The sequence below is a fragment of the Mucilaginibacter gossypii genome (assembly GCF_900100945.1).
Taxonomy (GTDB): domain Bacteria; phylum Bacteroidota; class Bacteroidia; order Sphingobacteriales; family Sphingobacteriaceae; genus Mucilaginibacter; species Mucilaginibacter gossypii.
In genome coordinates this window covers 66,576-89,324 of the sequence record NZ_FNCG01000010.1, presented here as the reverse complement: position 1 = coordinate 89,324, position 22,749 = coordinate 66,576, and the positions used below count along the sequence as shown (strand labels likewise).

The window sequence follows — 22,749 nt, the reverse complement described above, 5'->3', positions numbered from 1 at the left end:
CAACCCGGAAGCTGTTGTTAGGGCGGCTTCCCGGGGCCTTGCCTGTTCCCCAAGCCAGAAGGCGCACATGGATTGCACACCGTGCAAGGCTTCTCTATTTACAAACGGCAATCACCTATTTAACCGATGACGCTAATTGCATTTACTTTTTTCATATTAGCCGGAGCTTACCTGGCAGGCTTAATAGGTTCGATGACAGGGTTGGGTGGTGGCTTTATTGTTATTCCGTTATTGACTTTACTGCTGCATGTCAACATTCATTACGCAGTTGGGGCATCTCTGATCTCTGTCATTGCTACTTCTTCCGGTGCAGGCGCTGCTCACGTTAAAGACAGCCTTTCTAACTTTCGCCTTCCTATGTTTTTAGAAGTTTCAACAACGCTTGGGGCGATCGTGGGTGCTTTATACGCAGCCCTCGTCCCGGCACATTTAATACCCGTCATGATCGGAGCTATCCTGATTTTTTCCTCAGTCATGTCACTACGCAAGAAAAACGATAACCCATCAAAACAGGTATCTAAATTAGGTGAGCGCCTGAAGCTGAACGGTACTTATAACAATGGTTCACAGGTCATTCCTTATAAGGTCAGGCATATTACAGGCGGCTTCATCGCCATGTTCTTTGCCGGCGTTATTTCCGGTTTGCTGGGCATCGGGTCGGGAGCATTAAAAGTTTTCGCCATGGACACCGTAATGAATATTCCATTTAAAGTTTCCACAAGCACCAGCAGCTTTATGATTGGCGTAACTGCTGCCGCCGGCGCAGTGATCTACTTCCAGCACGGCTACATTGATCCTGTAATCGCAGTGCCTGTCGCAACGGGGGTAGTCTTCGGGGCACTGACAGGTGCCAAGCTGCTGACAAAAATTAATTCACCGCAGATCCTGCGCCTGCTGTTTGCAATTGTCGTTTCCCTGCTTGCGGTTCAAATGATCTATAACGGCCTTAAAGCGCATCATTAAATGGATAAGTTCAATAAAAACAACATCAACCAGCTGATTGGCGGCGCCCTTCGGTTGGGTGTCTTCCTGTCATTGATTTTTATGGTTGCAGGCGGCATAGGATATTTATCCAGCCGCAGTGAAGAACCTGCCGCATTCAGCGCCTTCCGTGTAAGCAGGCTATCATTTCCAGCGGTCTTCCAGGGGCTTTTGTCCTTCCAAAGCACCGCCATCATTAACTTTGGCATCATGTTGCTTATCGCTACCCCCGTGATGAGGGTGGTGCTCGCCTTACTGAGCTTTGTATTAGCTAAAGATTCCCTCTACACCGTGATCACCATCCTGGTGTTGCTCATCATATTATTCAGTATCATTAGCGGGCATAGCTCCTGAAGACTAATTCCCGCAAGTTTAACATACATAGCAAATGGCAAGACCTTATCCCACGGTACAATCCACCTGATGCTCCGGCAAGAACTTTTCTTTAGTCCTGTTCATTATTTTGTCAGCGATACTTGGTCATTAACCGTTTTTTAAGCGTTCGCCAGCTATTATCTGAACGAGATCTACAGCAGATTCCTTTAATCGCCGCCTATTATCGGCATTTCAATCACAACTGCCTAAACTTCGATATATCGCTACCTTCATTTTCTCGAATTTGAATTAAATAATTGAATATCAATTAATTATTAACTGGCACTACATTCCCTATCTCCTTGTTGATGATGGACGGAAGACATCCGGCCAGGATTCACCTAACAATTAAACAAAGCAACAAATGACAAAGAACGTATCACAACAACTTGTTGAGCTTTTGGTTAAAGCGGGCATTAAGCGTATCTATTCTGTTACCGGGGATAGCTTAAACGAGTTTAATAACGCAGTCCGGAAAGATGGGAACATTCAATGGATCCACGTGCGGCACGAGGAGGCGGGTGCTTTCGCGGCCGCTGCGGATGCAGAACTTACAGGCCTGGCCTGCTGTGCGGGAAGCAGCGGCCCCGGGCATGTCCATTTAGTAAATGGGTTGTATGACGCGCACCGTTCGGGCGTGCCGGTACTTGCTATTGTATCAACCTGCGCCACCGGGGAGTTCGGCTCAGGCTATTTTCAGGAAACCAACACGACCAGGCTATTTGACGATTGCAGTCATTATAACCAGATCGCTAATACTGCCCATCAGCTTCCCCGAATGGCACAGGCAGCTATTCAGCATGCCATACAAAAAAAAGGAGTTGCCGTTTTAGGGCTTCCAGGAGACGTGGCGGGATTACCGGCCGTGGATAACATATCCGCTGACAGGAATTACTTTACGACGGCGACTATTCAACCGTCAGCAGAAGAAATTCAGGAGTTAGCCGAACTGATCAATTCCCATCAAAAGATTTGTATTTTCTGCGGCATTGGTGCCGCCGGAGCCCATAAAGAAGTTGTTGAGCTATCGTCATTCTTACAAGCGCCGGTTGGTTATTCCTTCCGTGGAAAGATGAGTATCGCTCACAACAATCCTAATGAGGTTGGTATGTCCGGGCTTCTGGGTTTACCAGCCGCATACCACAGCATGCACGAAAGTGATCTGATCCTGCTACTGGGAACTGATTTTCCTTACGTTCCGTTTATTCCCCAGGATAAGACGCTGGTGCAAGTTGACCTTCAGCCGGAGCGCTTGGGACGACGGGCGAAATTAGACATAGGGCTTTGGGGGGATGTGAAGGCTACCATAACAGCTTTGATGCCCCTCCTCGAAAGAAAAACAGATAATAGTTTCCTGAAAGCCCAGTTGCAAGTACATGAAAAGGTAAAAGACCACCTACTGATTTATGTAAATGACAAGGGCAAAACGGACGCTATACATCCGGAAGCAGTGGCCTTCATTATGGACAAACTCGCAACGGATGATGCGGTGTTCACTGTCGATACAGGTATGTGCTGCGTATGGGGCGCGCGCTACATTACCGCCAACGGAAAGCGAAAATTGATTGGATCGTTTACACATGGTTCGATGGCAAACGCAATGCCACAGGCTATCGGCGCTGCGCTGGCATTTCCAGGCCGGCAGATAGTCGCCATGTGCGGTGATGGTGGTATTTCCATGTTACTTGGCGATCTGGCAACCATTAAACAGTACAATCTCAATATAAAAATCATCGTCTTCAACAACCGGTCACTTGGCATGGTGAAACTTGAGATGGAAGTTGCCGGAATTATGGATTATCAAACCGACATGGAAAATCCCGACTTCGCTATGGTTGCTGAGGCCACCGGCATTAAAGGAATTACTATTCATGATCCGGGACAGCTGGAAAGTTCGATGACCCAGGCTATGGCACATCAGGGCCCGGTATTGGTGAACGTTTTTACGGATCCCAATGCATTAGCCATGCCGCCAAAACTAAACTTCAAAATGGTAAAAGGCATGTCCCTGTATATGGGCAAAATGATGCTTGGGGGAAAATTTGAAGAAGTGATCGACACGCTGAGGGCCAATTACAAGCATCTGGAAGACCTGAACAATTAACACGAAGGACATGAAAAACATAACATCGCCGGCAGCTAATCCCACTATGAGCCGTATGTTCCGGGACCGCGCATTTATTATAGCCTGGGTTTTCGGATTGATTTTCTATTTTCTGGAGTATGTCATTCGGTCGGCACCGGCTGTAATGATCAGCCAGTTAAGCACACTTTTTAAGGTAAACGCTTTGGGTGTAAGTGGCATCTTAGGTACTTATTATTATACCTATTCTGTTACCAGCTTAATAGCAGGAATGTCTTTAGACCGTTTCGGCGCACGCTACCCTATCGCTATTGGCACCGGTATATTGTTCTTAGGCTGCCTGGCTTTTGCTGCACCGTCTGCAGCCATGGGCGATTTTGGCCGTTTACTTCAGGGAGCAGGTTCTGCATTTGCCTTTACCGGATGTGTTTATCTCGCTGCCCATGGATTCGCCCCCTGTTATCTGGCCACAGCAATTGGGGTAACCCAATGTATTGGTATGCTTGGCGGATCGGCAGGTCAGTTCGTGACCGGTCCCTTATTGAGGTCAGGTTTGCCTGTTACCGTATTCTGGGTTGGGATAGGCATTGCCTGCGGTATAGTCACACTAATGCTTTTCCTGAGTACGCCTGCAGAAAATAAGCGTAACCAGCAACAAAACACTCTTTCGGGCATACTCGTTCCTTACCGAGTTGTTTTTTCCAATCCTCAATCCTATTTGAGCGGACTTATTTCAGGGTTGTTGTTTGCTCCTACCACGATTTTTGCCATGACCTGGGGAGTTACTTTCCTGCAACATGACCGAGGTTTTTCCTATAGTTTGGCAGTAATTACCTGCTCCATGGTGCCGCTCGGCTGGGTGATTGGCGCCCCCCTACTCGGTTGGTTTTCTGATCTCCTTGGTAGGAGAAAGCCTGTATTATCTTTGTGCATCATATTGATGGTTATCTGCCTAATACAATTTACCTACTTTCCAGGCCTGATCTCTGCTTTTGTCACAATGCTCATATTCGGCATAGCCTCTGGAACGGCTATGATCCCATATTCCATCATCAAGGAAGCCAACCCAGATAGTGTTAAAGGCAGTGCGACCGGCGGGATTAACTTCCTGACATTTGGTGTTACCGCTATACTGGGACCGGTGTTCGCACACTTTTTTGGAAAAACCTTAACGACCGCGGCGGACCCGGCAGTTCATTTTAATGGGGCTGTTACTTTCCTGCTGGCAACTACCGGAATGGCATTTCTGATCAGTCTGATCATCAAAGAAACCGGTTCTGCCGCAAAGAAATGATATAAATATCTAAACGTTACGACGATGAAAACAAAACAATACATCAGAAAAATTTCATTTTCAGTAATTCTGGCTTTGACAATTGGCATAGCTTACGGGCAAGGCGGTTCGCCATCCTATACTGACGGGCTAACCATTAAGCTGGACAGCACGGGTCAAAAATATGTCAGGTTCCTGGTCTGGACAGACTTCAGGGCCCGATATTCAGAGTTGAATCCCGGTACTGCAGTAAACGGCATCGCTAAAGATAATATACTGGACTTCAGCGTTCGCCAATTCCGATTTGCATTATACAGCCAGTTAAGCCAGCGCTACCTGGTACTTGGAACTATTGGAATAGATAATCAAAGCTTCTCCAGCGGTGGTTCGGCAGGAGGCGGCAATACGGGAAACGGCGGCGCAACATTCAACGGAACTTTGGGCAAAAAGCCTTCCCTGTACGTGCATGAGTTATGGAATGAATATACCATTGTTCCAGACAATGATTTTGCAACGCATAAGCGTAACTTTGCCTCATTATACATTGGTACGGGCTTGCATTACTGGGTTGGTATCAGCCGCATGTCATCCTTAAGCTCATTCAACTTCCTGGCCATCGATGCGCCAATTTACAACTGGCCCCTGATCGATAATTCTGATCAGCTGGGACGCCAGGTGGGTATTTATCTTAAGGGTGTTATAGGGCCTGTTACCTACCGATGGGCGGTTAACAAGCCGTTTACTGTTATTACTCCCGCCGTCGCCTATGCTAAGCCCAATGCCCCTGAATTAAATTATGCGGTAGATAACAACGCAAACGGTAACCTGTCTACTACGGGATATGCAGCCTGGCAATTTTTTGATAAAGAAAACACCTTGGTTCCTTATACCACTGGAACCTATGTTGGTACAAAAAAGGTGCTGAATATCGGTGTCGGCTACTATTACACCGGCAAGGGTACCACCACGCAAGTAAACAATACAGCTACATCTCCGCTAATTAACCATAATATTAGCATTTGGGCGGCTGACGTATTTGCCGATCTACCCTTTGGCGGCAAGCGGCAAAACTGGGCATTTACCGGCTATAGTGTTTATTACCATGATGACTTCGGGCCAAATTACCTGAGAAACGGATCGATCATGAATGAAAATGTCGGACCGGCCCAAAACTATACCGGAGTTGTATCACAGGCCGGCTATGGTAACGTTGCTCCGATTATTGGTACAGGTTCATCATGGTTTACCCAGGTTGGCCTTTTATTGCCCAAAACGCTTTTAAAAACAGACGTTGTGCGTTTACAGCCATTTGCCGAATACAGCTTGCAGCAATTTGAAAGGTACGGCAGTTCAAAATTCACCTGGTGGAGTGCCGGCGGTAACGTTTACCTTGACGGCCATCATGCCAAAATCTCCTTTAAATATCAAACCAGACCTATCGTTGTTAATAATCAGCAAGCTTTTTCAAAGGGCAGTTATGTTATTGCAACGCAGGTATTTTTATAGAGTTAAGAAAGCAGGCTGCTAACATCAACCCAAAAAAGGAATTGGGGGCAAATCTATCAAACGGATATTTGTTTACCAAAAACAAATATCCGTTTCGTTTTTTATCCGTTGCATTCAATCCATCATGTGCTCTGGTAGGGGCAACAATATTTACATTCGGGCTTATGAGGCAATAGGTCGTCTTACTATTTGATCTGACGGATAATGACTGCTACAACCGCCTAAAGATACAATCCTAAAGATCAAGGCACCCGCATTTGACTATTCAGCGGTCATTAAGCAAGGACATTACCGGGCGCCTGTCTAATCAAACAATAGCTGCACCTGTTTCCATGTAACGATCTGAATCTGTTAGATTTTGATTCCTGAAAGATATGGTAATTTTAGTTCCATATTCAGCTTCGCAGCTGTAATCGGCGTGGATATCAGCACTTAAGCCACTAATCAGCTTAAGCCCCAGGGATTCAGTTCCATTTTGACATTGATTTTGCGGCATACCGATCCCGTTATCAATAATTTCGAGTTTAATCAAGCCATCATTTTCCGACATCAGAATGAAAACGTCGCCATTTCTATCACCGGGAAACGCATACTTAATGCAATTTGTAACGGCTTCATTCAGGATCAGCCCCAAAGGAATAGCGTGTGAGATACCCAGTTCGATCTTTTCCACATCAATGATAAAATGGATTTTCCCGAAGGTATCAAAACTGTCCTGAAGAGATTGCACCAACTCCGGAATGTAAAAGGCCATGTCAATAGTTTTAATTTCATCTGACTGGTAAAGTTTCTGATGAATTAACGACATGGCATAAATACGATGCTGGCTGCTTTCAATCGCTTTCAAGGCATCATTTTCTAAATACTGTGCCTGTGATTCCAGGAGGCAGATAACCGTGTGCAGGTTATTTTTAACGCGATGGTGAACTTCTTTCAGCAGCCATTCTTTGCTGGTAAGCAATTGCTGTAATAATTCATTTTTGTGTGTGATGATGGCATTTGCCGCTTTCTTCTGCTTGTAAATACGGTAGATCAGCGCACTGATGATCAGCATCACGATGATACCCCCCATGGTAAGGTTTTGAACCAGACCCGCATGTTTAAGTTTTGTTTGCTGCAGCAGCTCATTTTGTTGCAGCAGCTTTATCTGCTGATCCTTTTTTTCCGTTTCGTATTGCACTTGCTGTTTTTGGAACTCGACCGCCTTGCGCTCGTTGAAAATCGAATCCTGTATCTTATTGAAATGTATCAAATGCTGCACCGCCGACCGGTAATTACCTTTGGCCGTGTCAATCCTGAATTTTAGGGAATATAACGCCGACCGGTCGTAAGCAGTGCCGTTTTTGGCCAGCAATTCTTCACTTTTTTTCATATAATCGGTTGCCTGACCAAATGATTGCGCCGCCAGGTAGAACTTGGACATGATGAAATTATCTTCAATCAGCTTAGCAACATTCAGCTTGTTTTTATATTTCAGGTCAATAGTCCTTAACGCTTCGGCATAAGGTCTGCCATTACCGATTTGATTTAATTTCGTATATATTTTCACAAATAATTCATTGGTTATCCTCGAAAGATCCATATCGTTTTTCGGCGCCGGGTATTTTCCCAAAACTTGTTGCAAAATCCGCTTTGCGGCGATCGGCTGTTCGGTATTGAGGTAGCTGTTTGCGATGTTAACACATAGAAAATAGATGGTATTAACATCGTTGTATGTTTCCGCAGTTTTAAGCGCCTTGACAAAATAGAATGTTGAATTTTTATAATCATGTTTCCTGTAAAATATCAAACCCAGGTGATTATTAATGGCGCACAATTGCATAGTGGTGTCTTTGTCCAGCTCTGCCGTTTTCAGCGCAAGTAATGCATAGGACAGCGCCTTTTGCAGATTGGTATCATACAAATAAGCAACAGCAATCAGATCATATACTTCCTGTACCGCCTGATAATGGATAGATTTGTAAAGTGCCAGTGATTTCAGAAGTTTTTCTAAAGTGGTTTGCACAGCGTTGTCATACTCACCCAGACGCTTATATCCGTACGCCTGCCTTTCGACATTATTCGTCATTTTAAATGCCTCAATCCCTTTCGTGTATAGATCCAGGACCTTACTGCTGCCCGAATCATCGTAAGGATTATAATAAGTGGCACGTTGGTAATAAGCCTGCCCCAGGTGGTAATAGTTTTTAGCATCACTCAACAACTGGATGGCTTTATCGTTTAAAACCTTTGCTATTTCCTCTTGTTTGATTTTCCTTGCCAGATACGACTCTACCAAAGAAGTGTATCCGTAGGCCGTAATGGATTTAATTTTTGTATTCATGCGTTTCGCCTGGTCAATAAACAACCGCGCGCTGTCCAGGTCTGTCTTCAATTGACCTTTTTTGAATATATTGAATTCTGCAAGGGTTAATAAAGCATGGATATGCGCGGTATCTGTAACCTTTTGCTGGACTATTTTTAGCAGTTGGTCTGCTTGTTGCCTTTTGATCTCCTGGCCCCTGCACAAAAAGATCGTTCCAACCAGGATAAATAGCAGTATAGGTTTTCTCATAATCTGATTATAAATTGATTAGCTAAAATGTTTAAAAGTTCAATTTTCATGCTTTCTCGGGATGAGATGATGACTTTAAGTTCATATTCATCAATACGATATGTTTGGATCTACAACAATCTCCGGGCTTAGCGCAATTCATCGTTTTCAGATCAAACTGCTGATGCCCTCAATCAATCATTTATCATGGAGCCGCTTTGTTAACCTGCCTTCGTCGATTACCAGGCTTTCCCCGGTGGCAAACGGGTGCTTTATGAGATAAATCAGCGCGAGCGCCACATCCCCCGGTTCCCGGAAGCTGCCGAAGAATCGAACATCATTGACCGCTGTAATTCTGGTTGGGCGTTCCGTAATTGTACGGTAGTAAGACTCCTGGCGAGGCAAACCTACTGTAACGCAGTTCAAGCGAACAGGCGCTAATGGAACTGCCATTGCCTTCGTATAATCGGGTAATATATCTTTAATACAGGGATCCGGCGATTGATTAACTGAGCAAATGGTAATCGAACAACCGGGTCCCATGAGCGGTAAAGCATACTTAATAGCAGCAGATATACTGATAAAACAGGTTGTAATAAAATGCCGCTCTGCCACTTCCGGCAATACATCCGATCCAATGGGAATCATATGCTCGGGGAGAACTATGACCATGTGATCTAAAGAAGCCCGGTTAATGAATAATTCCTTATAACAATCATCACACCCCAGTTCGCTCTCCTTCATATTACGGCCAAATGGCAGAACGAATTTGTTTTTTAATACCGGGCTTAACTTCCTGCAAACCGCTGTTACAAGCGCCCCTTCTGCTGCTGCAAGTATCGCAGTAGCCTGTCCGATAAGAGATTCAGCTCCTATGACAACGACATTTTTACGTTTTAAGGACCGATGATAACTATGATCTTTCATTTCATTTCAGTTGGCCAGACATTACACAGGGAAAGGTCTGCTTAAGGCTATTCACGATACTCTGGCATTTAAACAGGCATCATGACCAACAAACATTCGATCTCAATGCCAACGGTAAGGCGCCTTCGTTTTCGCAACACGCTTCTGATGAATCAGGTCGGTTGGCAAATCAATGCCGCGGAAAGCTTTGACCAGAGGTGAATCGAAAGGCCATTCGTAAAAGTATTGAATGCGATCATGAGAATGCCTTTCAGCCCATTGTGCATCGAAGCTATCGCATAAATAACGCAGCCCCGATCATTTACAGCTTCCCTTTCAAAAAGATGCGTTTCTACAATCTCGAAGTCGTCTGGATTTAGCAGTTCCCTATTCTGGACACAAAGCAAGTTTTCACTTTTAAGGACGTAGTCAAATTCATAGCCTTTCTTTTGCAGATCTATTATTGCCTCTTCCTTGTTACTGTAATTATTCATAATGGTGAAAATGTGAGTGAATGCATTGTCAAAGCTGCCCGTGCTGCATCATTCAAAACATTCAATCCCTATGCCATCAGAAAAACAAACTGACTATCAATACATTACCACTTTAAAAAAACAGCTCGGCTTGCTTCATTTCGCTTATTCTAAAATAATTAACCAAATATCAATAAACCGTATCTGGGAGAGCATGCACTAAGTGTTGTCATCTTCGTGCCTAATAGATCAATGGTTTGTGTTGATACTAGCGCACAGTCTATTTTAAAATTTATTTTGGATAAATTATGATTGACATCCTTACCGGGTAATTGCCAGGGCACCATTTCTAATTTCAAACAAGATACAGTTGGGACATTGCAACTCTAAGAGCGTACCACGCCAGCCTCTTCAAAAAGCGATTTCGAAATTAAAAAGACGGTAAGCGACTGTAAAAATGTGCTTAGCCTTAGTCAAGGCTCCACACATAACATCAAAACTGAGCACCTAAGTTAAAAACTTAAATTAGGTGCTTAGAAGTTGACGTTTCTTGAGGGTTATTGAGGGGTAATTAATAAAAAAAACCCTTAAATAAGCTATTTAAGGGGTTTTTAGACCTTTTTAAAGGTTAGGAAGTGCGCCCACCTGGGCTATGGAGATATCTTTGTAATCAAATGATTATCAGTCGCTTACAGCATAAACCACAATGCCCGGAGAGGCATTTTACTCGTTTACCCTTTCGCTTACCCAAAAATACTAAAAAATATTAATTCCAACTAAAAGTTTTTAACTGGGTTCCAGGTTCGAGCCCGGCCACGCCCATGAACACTTTAGAAATCCACCTTAATAAAAAGCCCCGCTTAAAAGCGAGGCTAAATTCTTTCTATCTACTGGAGCACGTACCGAGAGGTTAGTGCACTTTAATTTATTGATGTGTGGCAAAGGTATATTGGCCGGTCGAAGTAGCGGTTACGACTATGGTTCCATCCCACGGGGTTGCGTAGGTTTTATGTATGGTTTTGGTAGTGAACTGCGGGATGCTTCCCATGTAAGAGCCTTTGGTACCGACGGTAGCCGTGAATGCGACAGGCCGCGTAGCCGTCAGGCTATCTTCCAATATCTGGACGGATTCGATATGCGGATGTGCGTAGGCATAAGTGGTGTATATCTTAGGTTTTCCATTCGGCAATCGGCCATCATCCCAGTGCCCACAGGAAATGAACGCGTATTTAGGTTTGATCGTTGAGATCCACTGCGTCGTGATCGCATTTCGGGATCCATGATGGCCAACCTGCATAACATCTGCTTTAAGCGCATTGGTGCCCGCATAAAGGTTAAGTACTTGCGCTATACCAGTTTCTTCCAGGTCCCCTGAAAATAAAAAGGATGCGCTGCCAAATGTCACTTTAATCACCATGCTATTATTATTGGGATCGTTATAAGTGTCATCGCTCCAACCGGTTGGACGCGCAACGAACGCCCCACTGTATACCGTGATCTTTGGATCGACCGTTCCGCCGACCGCATCAATAAGGTCATCCGTCAGATCCGTATGTTGCGGTATGGCCGCGATCTTGTCAAAAGTGATCGCTTCGTATTTACAGCCGAACTGGGAATAATGATCTTGCATCCAGATGTGATTGACCTCGGTGATAGTCACCCGGCGGCGGCCATTATCCAGGTAATTCAATATCTTAAAATTACGTGTCAGATCATCCAGGGCGATATCATGGTCAATGTGCTGGTGCGTGATGAACACACTATTCAACGTATTGTTCAGATCCGGCCTTCGTTGGAAGAAATTCTTCAGGTAAGTGATCAGTGCGACCTCGCGGTCGGGCGCGGCACCGGCATCGATCAATACAGCACCCTTCGGAAACTCCAGCAGCACGGAAAGCCCCTGGCCCACATCTATGACATGGGCGTACATTTTTTCTCCGGTGGTTTGTGCTTTCGCCGGAAATTGGTTGGCCACGCAGGCCATCAACAGGAATAGGGTTATCTTTTTCATACAATACAGGCTTGTTGAATCCTTTCTATTGTTGCGGGCGCTTCAAGATCGAACCAGTCGTTATTTCCCTGGTCCTTCCGTGCAGCATCGATCGCATGTTTGATCGCAAAAAAAACGGTGTTGGCCAATACCAATGGCGGTTCTCCCGTAGATTTTGAAGAATTGATGCCATAGTTGTCCTTTAAGGGCGCGGTCGGGTCATCGCTTCGTACATATTTGAGCAGCCAAACATTGAATTGCTGCGGGATCGTTTTTGTACAGGGTGGTTTGTATTCCCAGGTACCGTCGGAAATGACCCGGCCATTTGGCGCATACAGCATTTCTTCGGTTGTAAGGCAACCGATACCCTGGACGAAGCCGCCTTCGATCTGGCCGATATCAATATTGTCGTTCAGGCTGTCCCCGGCATCATACACGATGTCTGAACGCAGAATCTCATAATGGCCGGTCAATATATCGACCTCAACCTCAGAGGCTGCTACGCAATTGTTATAATAATAAAATATTTGATCGTCTTCTGGTACTATCTGGTTATTACCATCGGCACCGGTTACCAACTGGCCGAGTTGAGGGCTACCGAAAGAAAATTGGGCCGAAACATCGATCCTAGCGATACAAGCGTATTTTATAACGGTCGGCCAACTGCGATCCCAAGCTGCCGGGTCATTCAGATCAATTGCTTTAAGGTCACCGATTTGAACGACCGTTAGATCTGGGAAGGACGCCGGGTCTTTTACGGCATCCATAATGAACGTGACTAGTTTATTTTTTAGCAAGGTACAGGCTTGCTTGACAGCGCCTCCATTCAGATCGGAGCCGGTCGATGCGCCCGTCGAACTGACATTGGGGATAATGGCGGTATTGGTCGCGCCGATCTTGATCCGCTCAATGTTGATACCTAACTGAATAGCTGCTACCTGTGCCATTTTGGTATGCAGCCCCTGGCCCATTTCAACGCCGCCATGGTGGAGCAGTACGGAGCCGTCTTCCTTATAAGCGAAAACATAGGCGGAACCCTGGTTCATGGGGCGGAACGTATAAGAGATCCCATATTTAAGCGGGATCATCGAGATACCTCTTTTTTTCCACTTACTGCTGATATTGAAAGTTCGCACATTGTCAAGGCGGGTATCAAAATCAATCGTCTTCCGTAACTTGTCCCAGATCTGGTTGATGCGCCCATATTTAAAAGGCGAACCATATGGTGTACGCATCGGCGTACGGCCGGTAAGGTCATCTGGATAAAAGTTCTTCTTACGCAGGTCTTCCGGCAACATGTTGAGCTCAAAGGCGAGTCTTTCTATGGCGGCTTCCGTGATCAGGGTGGCCTGTATCAATCCGAACGAACGAAATGCGGTACGTGACTGCGTATTGGTTCGGTAAACACCACCATTGGTTTTGAATACCGGCGCATAATAAGCATTCTCGGCACATAATAAAGCCAGGTCCATTACCGGGTAAGAACAGTCATAGGAGTGCCCGGCATCGGAAGCGTAGTCAACGCGCATCCGTTCGATCTGGCCGTCTTTGGTAGCTGAGATAAAAAAGTCCCCGGTAAAGGGGTGACGGGTGCCGACCATTTGCATATCGACGTGGCGGTCCAAAAGCAACCTGACGGGTCGCTGAAGTTTATTGGCAGCGACCGCAGCAGCAGCGGCTACATACACCTGTCGTAATTCCTTTCCGCCAAATCCGCCGCCTAAGCGCGTTGTACCTACCCTGACTTTATTAAAAGGGATCTTAAGTGCGAATGCGATCCGCTTTTGTACACTGGCTTGGTTCTGGGTGGCGCTGTAAATCTCGATCTGATCTTCTTCTACCGGAATGGCGAGCGCACCTTGCGGCTCCATGTAAAAATGGTATTGAGCCCCGGTGATCTGCGTGCCTTTAACAAACGTTTTGCCCTGCTGTTCAAAGGGGGCCTCCATCCATTTCATTTTGTCATCATGATCAGGATCTTCTACTTCGAGTGGCCGGAAAATTTGCAGCATGCCCTGTGGCGGCCAGATCTTGGACTCTTTCTCGATAGCGACCTGCAATGATGGAATTTCCGGGAGTGCGCCTTGTGTATAATTGATCCGGTCCTGAATATAGGCCGCGGCTTCTTTGGCGATCTTTCGGTCCTTCGCCACAATCAACCCTAAAGGCTGCCCGTAACAAGTGATGTTCCCATCCGAAAAGATCGGGTCATAGGCGGATGGGTTGGCCGCATTAAAAATATCGGTATCAACAGCCGGCTTAGGAATATCCGCATTGACGATATAATAACATTCACCAAATAAGTCAAGAAGTTCAGCGCGTATTTGCGGAATGGGTAATTTATAAGAGAACTGCGCGTTACGTTGCTGCGCGTAAACGAAATAACCGTCAAGTGTATCGGTCGTTATTTTTAAGTCATGGGTATATTTAGCAGCACCTTTAACCTGGCCTTTGGCATCGATCTTCCGAGGCACGTTCTCGCCGATCTTGACCTCTTTGCCGACCACAGCCAAGGCTTTTGGGGCTTCTTCCGTTAAGGTGAAGGCAGATGGCGAAACACTCATCGGCTGGGCCATGACCTGCAGCACGTTTTTTTGTTGAGGTAGGGGTACCAGTGGGATGCCGTCATAGAACGGGGATTCAAAATATTGATGATCGCCCACCGCCAAAGGACGTAGAGCATCAAGTGCCGAGGCGAACGAAGCATTCACTTTCACGCCGGTCTGCGCAGCTACGTAGGCGAAAAATTTAATAAATAAATTCACCGCCAGATCAATCTTATATTCGTTGGTGATACCCGCTGTTTTAAAAGGCGTTGCCCGAAGTAGTTCTGCGCGTATCAATGGCAACGCAGTGTTTAATAATGTTTCATCCCACTTTCCGGTAAGTGCACTCGTGTCTTTCAGCTTAAAAGCCGTATGGCCTATCCCTCCATAGACCAAGGTCAGTTGCTTAAGATCTTGCTCCGCATCAAATTGACAAGAGAACGCGCAATTGACAATCGGGTGGGAGTTTTGCGTACGCCTGGCCACACGGTAGGAAAAAGTGAGTTGGTCTTTGCCTGTATATGGCAGATTGATCCGGGTCACCAGGATACCCGCTCTGAAAACCGCCGGAGACGGTAACTCTTCTAATAAACTGGTACGCGTGCTACCGTCCGTACTGATATACCCGACGCGGGCATTCAGCGCCATAAATAAGGTAAAAAGATCACCCGGAAAGGGATTATCGGTATCCTCATGATTTTTGACCATCATTAAACTACCCGACACGGAGGCGGCATGCCGCACTTGTACCCCCGCGATCCACCTCATGTGGTCACGGAGGGTATGGAATCCTCCGGCCCACTCAGTTGGTATGCTATCGAGGTTCTCATTTAGAAAATTCAACAGTTCCGCGATCGTTACGCCGCCCGCCAAAGCGATCCCATCGGCGGTCAACTCGATCTTTTTCCAGTCCGTTAAACCGCTGACATCAATGAACACCGATGGGTTTTCAACATCGGCTTTATAGATACCGATGGATGTATTACCTTGCACGATCTTAGCGCGGGTACCTACCGGTTGGTATTCCTGCATCAACCGTAAAACTTGGTCCAATTCCGTAGGATGATACCAAACATCTCCTTTGTCGCGTATCTCAAAATCAGCGGGCTGATAAGCCGGCAACGGCGCAGGGGGGGCTGCGGTTAAAGTTGCTGCTTGTGCTGCACTGGCCCGCATCGCATTCAAGATCGAAATGTAGCCGGTACAACGGCAAATATTACCAGCGAATTGATCCTCCACTTGCTGTTCCGTTGGTGCGTTGTTTTCGTTGAGCAAACTATACATCGTCATCACGAACCCAGGTGAACAATAGCCACATTGGGAAGCGCATTGATCGAGCATATTACTTTCGATCATTTGTCCGCAGGCGCTTGCCGATGCTCCCTCTATGGTCGTTATCGCCGTCCCGTCCAATGAGCATAAAGGCCGTAAGCAGGAATTAATGGGTATAGCAATCGTTTTTCCAAGGTTCGGGTCATACTTAGACCAAAGCACCGTACAGGCACCACAACCACCCTCACCACAACTTAGCTTGGTACCGGTAAGATCCACATTAGCGGATCGCAGGTAGTCAATAAGTAAATCTTTGGGGTTTACCTGGTCGAGTTCGACTTTTTTCCCGTTTAGTAAAAAGTTGATTTTCTTGAAAGGAAAGGTTTTCATTTTTTAATGATAAAGGGTATAGGAAAGGCGATGGTAATTTAGTGAATTATTGAGAATATGCAAACGTACTATTGAAATATAGGATGAAATTGACCAATAATAATATTAAAAAATATTACTGTTTATCAGTTAGTTATACATACATTATATCGGCGAAGTTGATCGGAGTAGATTTTGGCTATATTCTAAATAAATGTCGAAAGATTTTGAGTTAATAAATGATTCTAAATTAAGCACACCTTTTCATTACTAACATGCTATATTGCTTTCCTATTTACTAATTATGAATTTTATTACCGGGCAAGAATATGAGCGCCCTTCTCTATTGGACTTTGTTGGTAGCGCCCAACAACAAACGGGGATTATATGGGGGGCCAAGCAACCCCGCTGTGTTATTATAACCACAGGCGGACGCCATGGAAAAAATGCAGGTTACAATGACTTACAAAACCCAGACGGGACTTGGACATATATTGGACAAGGGTCTAAAGGAAATCAAAACCCAGCGAAATTTTCCAATTCCTTATTAGTAGATGGGGAGCGCGATGTTTTACTTTTTACAACAAGAGAACCAACGGCTAAGGAAATAAAAGAAAATGGGCATGGTGGAAAAAAATATCGATTCCAAGGAATTTTTCAGGTGGTATCATGGGAACTGAAAAAAGCTACTGCTGGTGATCGGAAAGATGATCATCTAATACATTTTTTGCTAATTGAAACCCAGAATGTTTTCGATAAGCTGGAACTATACATTAGTAAGTCTCAGCCATCACACAACCAGAAAGGATACTTCAAGGAAAAGTTAAAGGACTTAGGTAATAACCTGACAAATAAAGTTAAACAAAAACAATCTGTTACGGAATATCTATATAGAAGCGCTTTGGTCAAAGACTACGCTCTTTACAGGGCTAACGGAATTTGTGAACTATGTACCAAACCAGCCCCTTTTATCACATCTTTAAAGATGCCATTTTTAGAAGTACACCATATACTTAGACTTTCCGATGATGGGCCAGACCTGCCAATTAACGTTGCTGCAGTTTGCCCTAATTGTCACAGGGAGGCACACTTTGGAATAAACCATGAAGAAATAAAGATTAAATTAATGAAGATCATCGAAGAGAAGGAGAAGGTATTTTGGGGCTAGATAAATACCATTTCACTTTTCATTTTGAATAGCAAGTCGGCCAAAGCTCGGTTCTCGAAATCTTCTTTACCGGCTAAAACTACGTTACTAATCATTTTATTGAGATATAACATAAAGTAGTCGGATAGCTTGTGGAATGGCAAGTTGTTTTCCAAAATATAACTAAAACCATCGACAACTAATTGGGTTATGGCTAACTTGAAACGCTCTATAACCGCGTCATTAACGCCCTGCTCAAGTAGTCTTTTTTTAACCTCGCCAATATCAGTAGGTAAACCACCGAATCCAATTGATGCGGTTACTTTTGAGAATTTGAATGTTGACCTGAGATATGCATTTGAATCACAAGCAAGGAGAAAAACATTCTTGCCTGCAAAAATTTCAATCTCCCTATTTTTTATTAAAGGTTTTTTGTCGAATGTCTTACTTTCCCCTCCATAGAGACAATTTTCTTGTCCGTGCCCCATAAACAATATGGTTTCATCGGAGGCAATATTCTCGATTTCCTTCAACGATTCGCTATATCCCTCATCGGAATGATCTACCCTGATCACATGAATATCAGCTGCGCCAAATTTATCGATTAATGTATCAGCAATAACCTGGAGAAAATTCGTAGAGTCATCGATCGGGAATATTATATACATACTCAATTCAACTCAATAAGGTGTGCAATCAGCAATTCGATCAAATGATCCTGGAAACCAACCCCGTGTTCGGTCGCCTTATCAATTTCATGCGCTATTTCTTCGAGCGTTTTCCCTGCGAATTTTGGATATACTGATTTAAATTGGTGAGTCTTATAGCGGTCAAGTTCAACTAAAAACTTAGCGGTTATGTCTTTATCGGTATTTCCTAAAATTTTTGTTGCAACCTCTGCTAACCTTCTTCTATCTATAAAGTCGTCGATTTTAACATTTATCAACTTTGTCAATTGGTCGATAGTGTTCGTTTTGGGAATAAGTTTTTCTTGTTGAGAGGAATAAAGTATGAACTTGGCTTTCCTGATCCGTTCTCTTTTGCTGTTGGCCTCATTTTTAAGCCATTTAACAACCTCAAAGCCGTCTAACTGTGGATCATTGCCATAATTAAAATCGCAGGCCACCAAGTCAAAGTCAACCTTAAAATATTCTGCAGTTAATTTGTCCTTTATCTTGCTGAAATCAAGAATAATCTTGTTACCGTTTGTTGGATCAGACCTCTTATAGCTGTCCTCGCGTAAATCAATATGTTGATGCTGGAGCGTGATTCCCCGAGCCTTCAGTGAAGATGCTATTTTTTCAACAGTTTCGTCCACATCCTCGTCCGCTATGAAAAGAGCTTTTTTAATTATCATATATAGTATTTTTGAAAACGATCTCGAATGTCGCCCCTTCAAATACCTTAGCGTTGCCCACGAAATGAATCTGTGCATCCATATCGGCCAATAGCTTACGAGTAAAGTACAACCCGATGCCAGACCCGCCCATAGTACTGGGGGGCGTTGCGCTAATTCCTAGTTCAAAAATTCTTTCTGGGTCGTCAAGAAATTTCTCAACCAGGCCCTTGCCATCGTCTGAAACCTTAAGTGATAAAGTATTTTGGTTTGGGTTTGAGAACGCAAATTCCATTTTCTTCGCGTCCCATTTCTTTGAATTAGATATTAGGTTATCAATGATTATTGACAAGTTTAGAACACTCAGGCTTTTAATCAGGTGAGCACCATTTTCTTGTATGAGAAACTCAATTTTTTCATCTTCGCCAATTGAGTAAGTTTCGTCATAAATCGATAAATATTGATCAAAATAACCGACTATGTCCACGGTTCTGCTTTCGATATCCTCTGTGAAATTCGATCGAGTTGCTATTTCGGCCAATTGTAATGATCGTTCTGCATTTATCTTAATATTACCGAGTTTGTTGATTATATCTGTTTGTGAATAGGAACTCGAGCTTATTCCCAATAATAAATTATCTATTGCATCCCTAATATTTATGCTATTTATCTTAAGGGTGTGAATTAAGCCATCTGCGTCATCACTGAGTGTTCGCCTCGTTGCTAACAAATACGTGTTTTTTTGCTTTTCAGAGGCTAATTCGCTTTCTAAGCGATCACGCTCCTTTTCATCTTCTTCAGCCTTGTTTTCTGCAATTTTCTTTTCCGCTGTTAACTTGACGATGGCATTTTTAAAAACCGTGTAGCTATTGGAAAATTCTTGGTAAAAGCTTTTCGTCTCATCTAAAGCACTTTTAGTCTCGTCGTCAGTAGCATTACGCCCCATCAATGATATTTTAGAAAACATGCTTTCCAGCGATTCCCTGCTTTTTTCTATCCTGGATAATGCAGATTCAACTTCTGTCGATGGTAAGCTATCAATCTCGTTAAGCAACTTTTCGATACTTTTCCTGGTCTCCTCTTCTTCCTCTTTGATTAAATCGCTGATTAACTCATCATTTATGTACAGTTCGATGATGTTTTCTTTTTTAACATCGATGATGTTTTGAATAATTGAAATGATTCTTTTATTCTTACTTGTTTCCGATTCGTAGTAGAGTTCTTCTTTTTGAGCTTCTGAGGGCGTTAACGTTAATGTCTTATTTTCAAAATCTTTTATAATCTTGGCGCGTTTTTTTGACAATGATTCGTCCTCACCAAGGTCCTCTTCGCCAGTTACCCTGTCCCACTTTAAACCATCAACAACATATTTTTCTAGCCTCTTGAACGTATAATAAAAATAACCATCTTTCTTATTTTTCTTCGCGTCAAAAGATTCTGTGAGCTGCTGAAAATTTTCATCATTCACAACGCCTTCGCGGCTAGATATAATTTTAAACTCGCTATTGGTGTCTCGAACTTCTATACGACCAATTAAATCCCTCGTAGATAGAAATCTCCGTTGTCCTTGTCCCTTACGAATTTCTAAACCTAACCAATCATTGCCTTCCTCCCCGTATGGTGGAATCATGAAGCCATTGATAAATAAGAAAACTGAACCAAAATCGACAGATCTTATCCCTGTCTGTTTTGTGAAGTAGATTTTTGAATAGGTATTTAAGAAATATAAAATAACATGGACATCTCTAAGCAAGTCAAACTGGGTATTTTTCTCGACTAGTTTAAATATTAATCGCCCTTTATCTTGCAAAGAGGTGGTTATCTCGCTACCAGTTTTATTGATAGAGGATTCAATATTGGTCGCGGTAAAATCCAGTTTATCGAATATTTTATTTTTAATAACACCCCCAACTTGTGCATTTTCATCAGCGCTTGAGTCTTCCAATGTAAATTCATCAGCAATAACCTCAATCGTAAATGGGTTTTCTTGGAATGCTTGGTTAGGATTTATTAATTTTTCAAGATATTTCCTGAGCTTTATCAGTTTGTCCGTAGTCCACCATTCCGACTTGTTATTTTTCTCGAAAGTAGTCCAATTGCTTCGCAGTCGAGAAATCTCAAGGATTGTACCTTGATCAAATGGTTTATGGCCTGTAACGTCCTGGAAATCGCCTTTATCTATGTCATATAAGTCAAAAGTGATTTGCTGAATTTCAAGGTCCTTCTTTTGTTCTTCGGTTAAATCATCGCGGTTTTCAGTTTCAAAATCTCCCCAACTGATTTGAAGATGCACATAAGAATTACTTAACGGCGACTTGGAGTATAAGTCAAGGTACTCACCGAGTCGATCACAGGAGAAACGACCGACGCCTTTATTTCCAGCTAACAAGCGGTTATTTGATTCTTTGGCAGATTTCTTTTCCGAATAGGCGATATTAATCCACTTATTTTCTATGTCTTCTTGGGTCATTCCTTTCCCATAATCCTGGATAATGATCTTCGAGGATACAGTAGTATAACCTTCCTCTATTTGCTTGTCGTCATTGGCTTTTATATTTTTAAACTCCACGCTGACATAAGGCGAACCGGCGTCATACGAATTCTTAACAAGTTCAAGAATTGCAATATTATCGTCGTTAATAAGATCCTTGCCTATTATGCTTTTTAGGAGGACATTCGTTTTAAAGTGTACTTTTCGCGGTTTGCTGCCCATTAACTAACTGTTTTAATATTAAACCGCTTTGTTCGCCAAATAGTGGTGGAATAGCATTTCCTATTTGCGTGTAACGAGGAACTTCAAATTTTCGCAACTTTCCCCCAGTGGTATACTTACCAGTAAATTGGTACCAATCAGGGAATGATTGGATACGGGCATACTCTCGGACGGTTAATATCCGTGGTTCTTGGTAATGTATATAGTCATCAGGCAATGTCGTCAACGTAGGAGTAGCGGCATTTTTTGCCAGTGGAAAAATTGAGTGCTTGCTTATATTTAATTGTGCCTTTACGACATCACTTATCTTCCTATTGGCTGGGTGATTTTCTAAGAAATACCTCAAACGTTGTTCAATTGCAGGGCTATGTTTTGCAAAGCTATGACTATTAGGTGTAAGGTCTTGAATTTCACCACGAAGGAAAATTTGATACCGATTAGCCGGTTTTTTATACATACCACTTTTAAAACCTTTTCGGTCTGGCGTAGAAACTAAGCCATTAGATTTTAATAAATCCGATATTGCATCGCCAAGTTTAGGGTTTTGTGGAAGGTTTTTACCCTGACAAAAAGCAATCTTGTTTGATTTTAATAATCTATAGAACTTAGTAGCACTAACATTTTGCTGCTCGACTATATCTTTCCTTATACCAACAAGAATAAAACGAGTTCTTTTCTGTGGGATACCATATTTTGAAAAGTCGAGCATCTTGCCGTCTACTTCATAACCAAGCCTACGTAATACACCTAAAACAAATTCTGAATATACCTTACCTTTTGATTTGTTCTTATCAAATTTTAAAGTGAAGCCTTTAACGTTTTCAAAAAAGATGACCTTGGGCCTTACGTACATGATGAACTTAAGATAGGAACGTATTAATCCATTTCGAACATCGTCCTCATTTCTCCTGCCCGCGGACGAAAATCCTTGGCAAGGTGGTCCCCCGGCTACTAAATCGACTTTGCCACGAAGATCGATTAATTGATTTTTGTGTGTATTTAATACAGCATCAATCTCATGGTTTTGTTCCGGTAACCAAGTAGGCCAATCAAAATGATTTTTAGTCTCTATTAGGTTGTGTTTTAACGTGTTAAATGCATCCTTATTTTTTTCAATTGCAAATAATCCTTTCCAACCGGCGTTGTGCAGTCCAAGAGACAATCCACCGCAGCCAGCGAATAAATCTATGTAGTAATTTGTATTTTGAGATGTAGAAGACATAACAGCGCTTAGTAGTTAAAATTA

Annotated in this window: 14 protein-coding genes; 6 read left to right on the top strand and 8 right to left on the bottom strand. The window is 43.4% G+C overall.

Annotated elements, in window-relative coordinates; translation table 11 throughout:
• The first annotated feature begins 126 nt into the window (after window positions 1-126).
• The 5 genes from BLS28_RS18125 to BLS28_RS18105 all read left to right on the top strand — a co-directional run bounded on the left by BLS28_RS18125 (window position 127) and on the right by BLS28_RS18105 (window position 6,218).
• On the top strand, window positions 127-963 hold the full coding sequence (locus BLS28_RS18125; protein ID WP_091170574.1) for a sulfite exporter TauE/SafE family protein: 837 nt from the start codon (window positions 127-129) through the stop codon (window positions 961-963).
• Window positions 964-1,335, top strand: a complete 372-nt coding sequence (locus tag BLS28_RS18120) for a DUF1634 domain-containing protein (protein ID WP_091170571.1) — start codon at window positions 964-966, stop codon at window positions 1,333-1,335. It abuts the gene before it with no gap.
• A gap of 385 nt (window positions 1,336-1,720) precedes the next feature.
• The gene (locus tag BLS28_RS18115) at window positions 1,721-3,460 is read left to right on the top strand and encodes a thiamine pyrophosphate-dependent enzyme (RefSeq protein WP_091170568.1); all 1,740 of its coding nucleotides are present in this window, start codon (window positions 1,721-1,723) and stop codon (window positions 3,458-3,460) included.
• 10 nt (window positions 3,461-3,470) lie between these two features.
• Window positions 3,471-4,733, top strand: coding sequence for an MFS transporter (locus BLS28_RS18110; protein WP_218134465.1), 1,263 nt, complete (start codon window positions 3,471-3,473; stop codon window positions 4,731-4,733).
• A 24-nt stretch (window positions 4,734-4,757) separates the two neighbouring features.
• A complete protein-coding gene (locus tag BLS28_RS18105) occupies window positions 4,758-6,218 on the top strand; it encodes a hypothetical protein (RefSeq protein ID WP_091170566.1) in 1,461 nt (486 codons plus the stop codon).
• A 307-nt stretch (window positions 6,219-6,525) separates the two neighbouring features.
• Here the strand turns inward: BLS28_RS18105 and BLS28_RS18100 are convergent, their stop codons facing one another.
• From BLS28_RS18100 to BLS28_RS18080, 4 genes are all read right to left on the bottom strand, one after another.
• Window positions 6,526-8,772 carry a tetratricopeptide repeat-containing sensor histidine kinase gene (locus tag BLS28_RS18100; RefSeq protein ID WP_091170563.1) on the bottom strand — a complete coding sequence of 749 codons (2,247 nt, stop codon included), beginning with the start codon at window positions 8,770-8,772 and terminating at the stop codon, window positions 6,526-6,528.
• Between the two features lie 177 nt (window positions 8,773-8,949).
• Complete coding sequence (locus BLS28_RS18095; RefSeq protein ID WP_091170560.1) at window positions 8,950-9,678, bottom strand: SDR family oxidoreductase; 729 nt, start codon at window positions 9,676-9,678, stop codon at window positions 8,950-8,952.
• Window positions 9,679-11,055: 1,377 nt separating this feature from the next.
• Window positions 11,056-12,141, bottom strand: coding sequence for a ComEC/Rec2 family competence protein (locus BLS28_RS18085; protein WP_091170554.1), 1,086 nt, complete (start codon window positions 12,139-12,141; stop codon window positions 11,056-11,058).
• Window positions 12,138-16,328 (bottom strand): molybdopterin cofactor-binding domain-containing protein, encoded by a 4,191-nt coding sequence (locus BLS28_RS18080; protein WP_091170551.1) that lies wholly within the window; start codon window positions 16,326-16,328, stop codon window positions 12,138-12,140. Before BLS28_RS18080 ends, BLS28_RS18085 begins: the two co-directional genes overlap by 4 nt.
• A 283-nt stretch (window positions 16,329-16,611) precedes the next feature.
• Between BLS28_RS18080 and BLS28_RS18075 the strand changes: the two genes are divergently transcribed.
• Window positions 16,612-17,475, top strand: a complete 864-nt coding sequence (locus BLS28_RS18075; RefSeq protein WP_091170545.1) for an HNH endonuclease — start codon at window positions 16,612-16,614, stop codon at window positions 17,473-17,475.
• Here the strand turns inward: BLS28_RS18075 and BLS28_RS18070 are convergent.
• Genes BLS28_RS18070 through BLS28_RS18055 form a run of 4 tightly spaced genes read right to left on the bottom strand, consistent with a single transcriptional unit; the run spans window position 17,472 to window position 22,725 of the window.
• Entirely contained in the window at window positions 17,472-18,122 is a 651-nt protein-coding gene (locus BLS28_RS18070; protein WP_091170541.1) for a hypothetical protein, read from the bottom strand. The two genes, BLS28_RS18075 and BLS28_RS18070, sit on opposite strands and share 4 nt — an antisense overlap.
• Window positions 18,123-18,124: 2 nt before the next feature.
• Entirely contained in the window at window positions 18,125-18,811 is a 687-nt protein-coding gene (locus tag BLS28_RS18065; RefSeq protein WP_091170538.1) for a hypothetical protein, read from the bottom strand.
• Window positions 18,801-21,503 (bottom strand): ATP-binding protein, encoded by a 2,703-nt coding sequence (locus BLS28_RS18060; protein ID WP_091170535.1) that lies wholly within the window; start codon window positions 21,501-21,503, stop codon window positions 18,801-18,803. The genes BLS28_RS18065 and BLS28_RS18060 overlap by 11 nt, the downstream gene beginning before the upstream one ends.
• On the bottom strand, window positions 21,472-22,725 hold the full coding sequence (locus BLS28_RS18055) for a DNA cytosine methyltransferase (RefSeq protein WP_091170532.1): 1,254 nt from the start codon (window positions 22,723-22,725) through the stop codon (window positions 21,472-21,474). Before BLS28_RS18055 ends, BLS28_RS18060 begins: the two co-directional genes overlap by 32 nt.
• Between the last annotated feature and the right edge of the window lie 24 nt (window positions 22,726-22,749).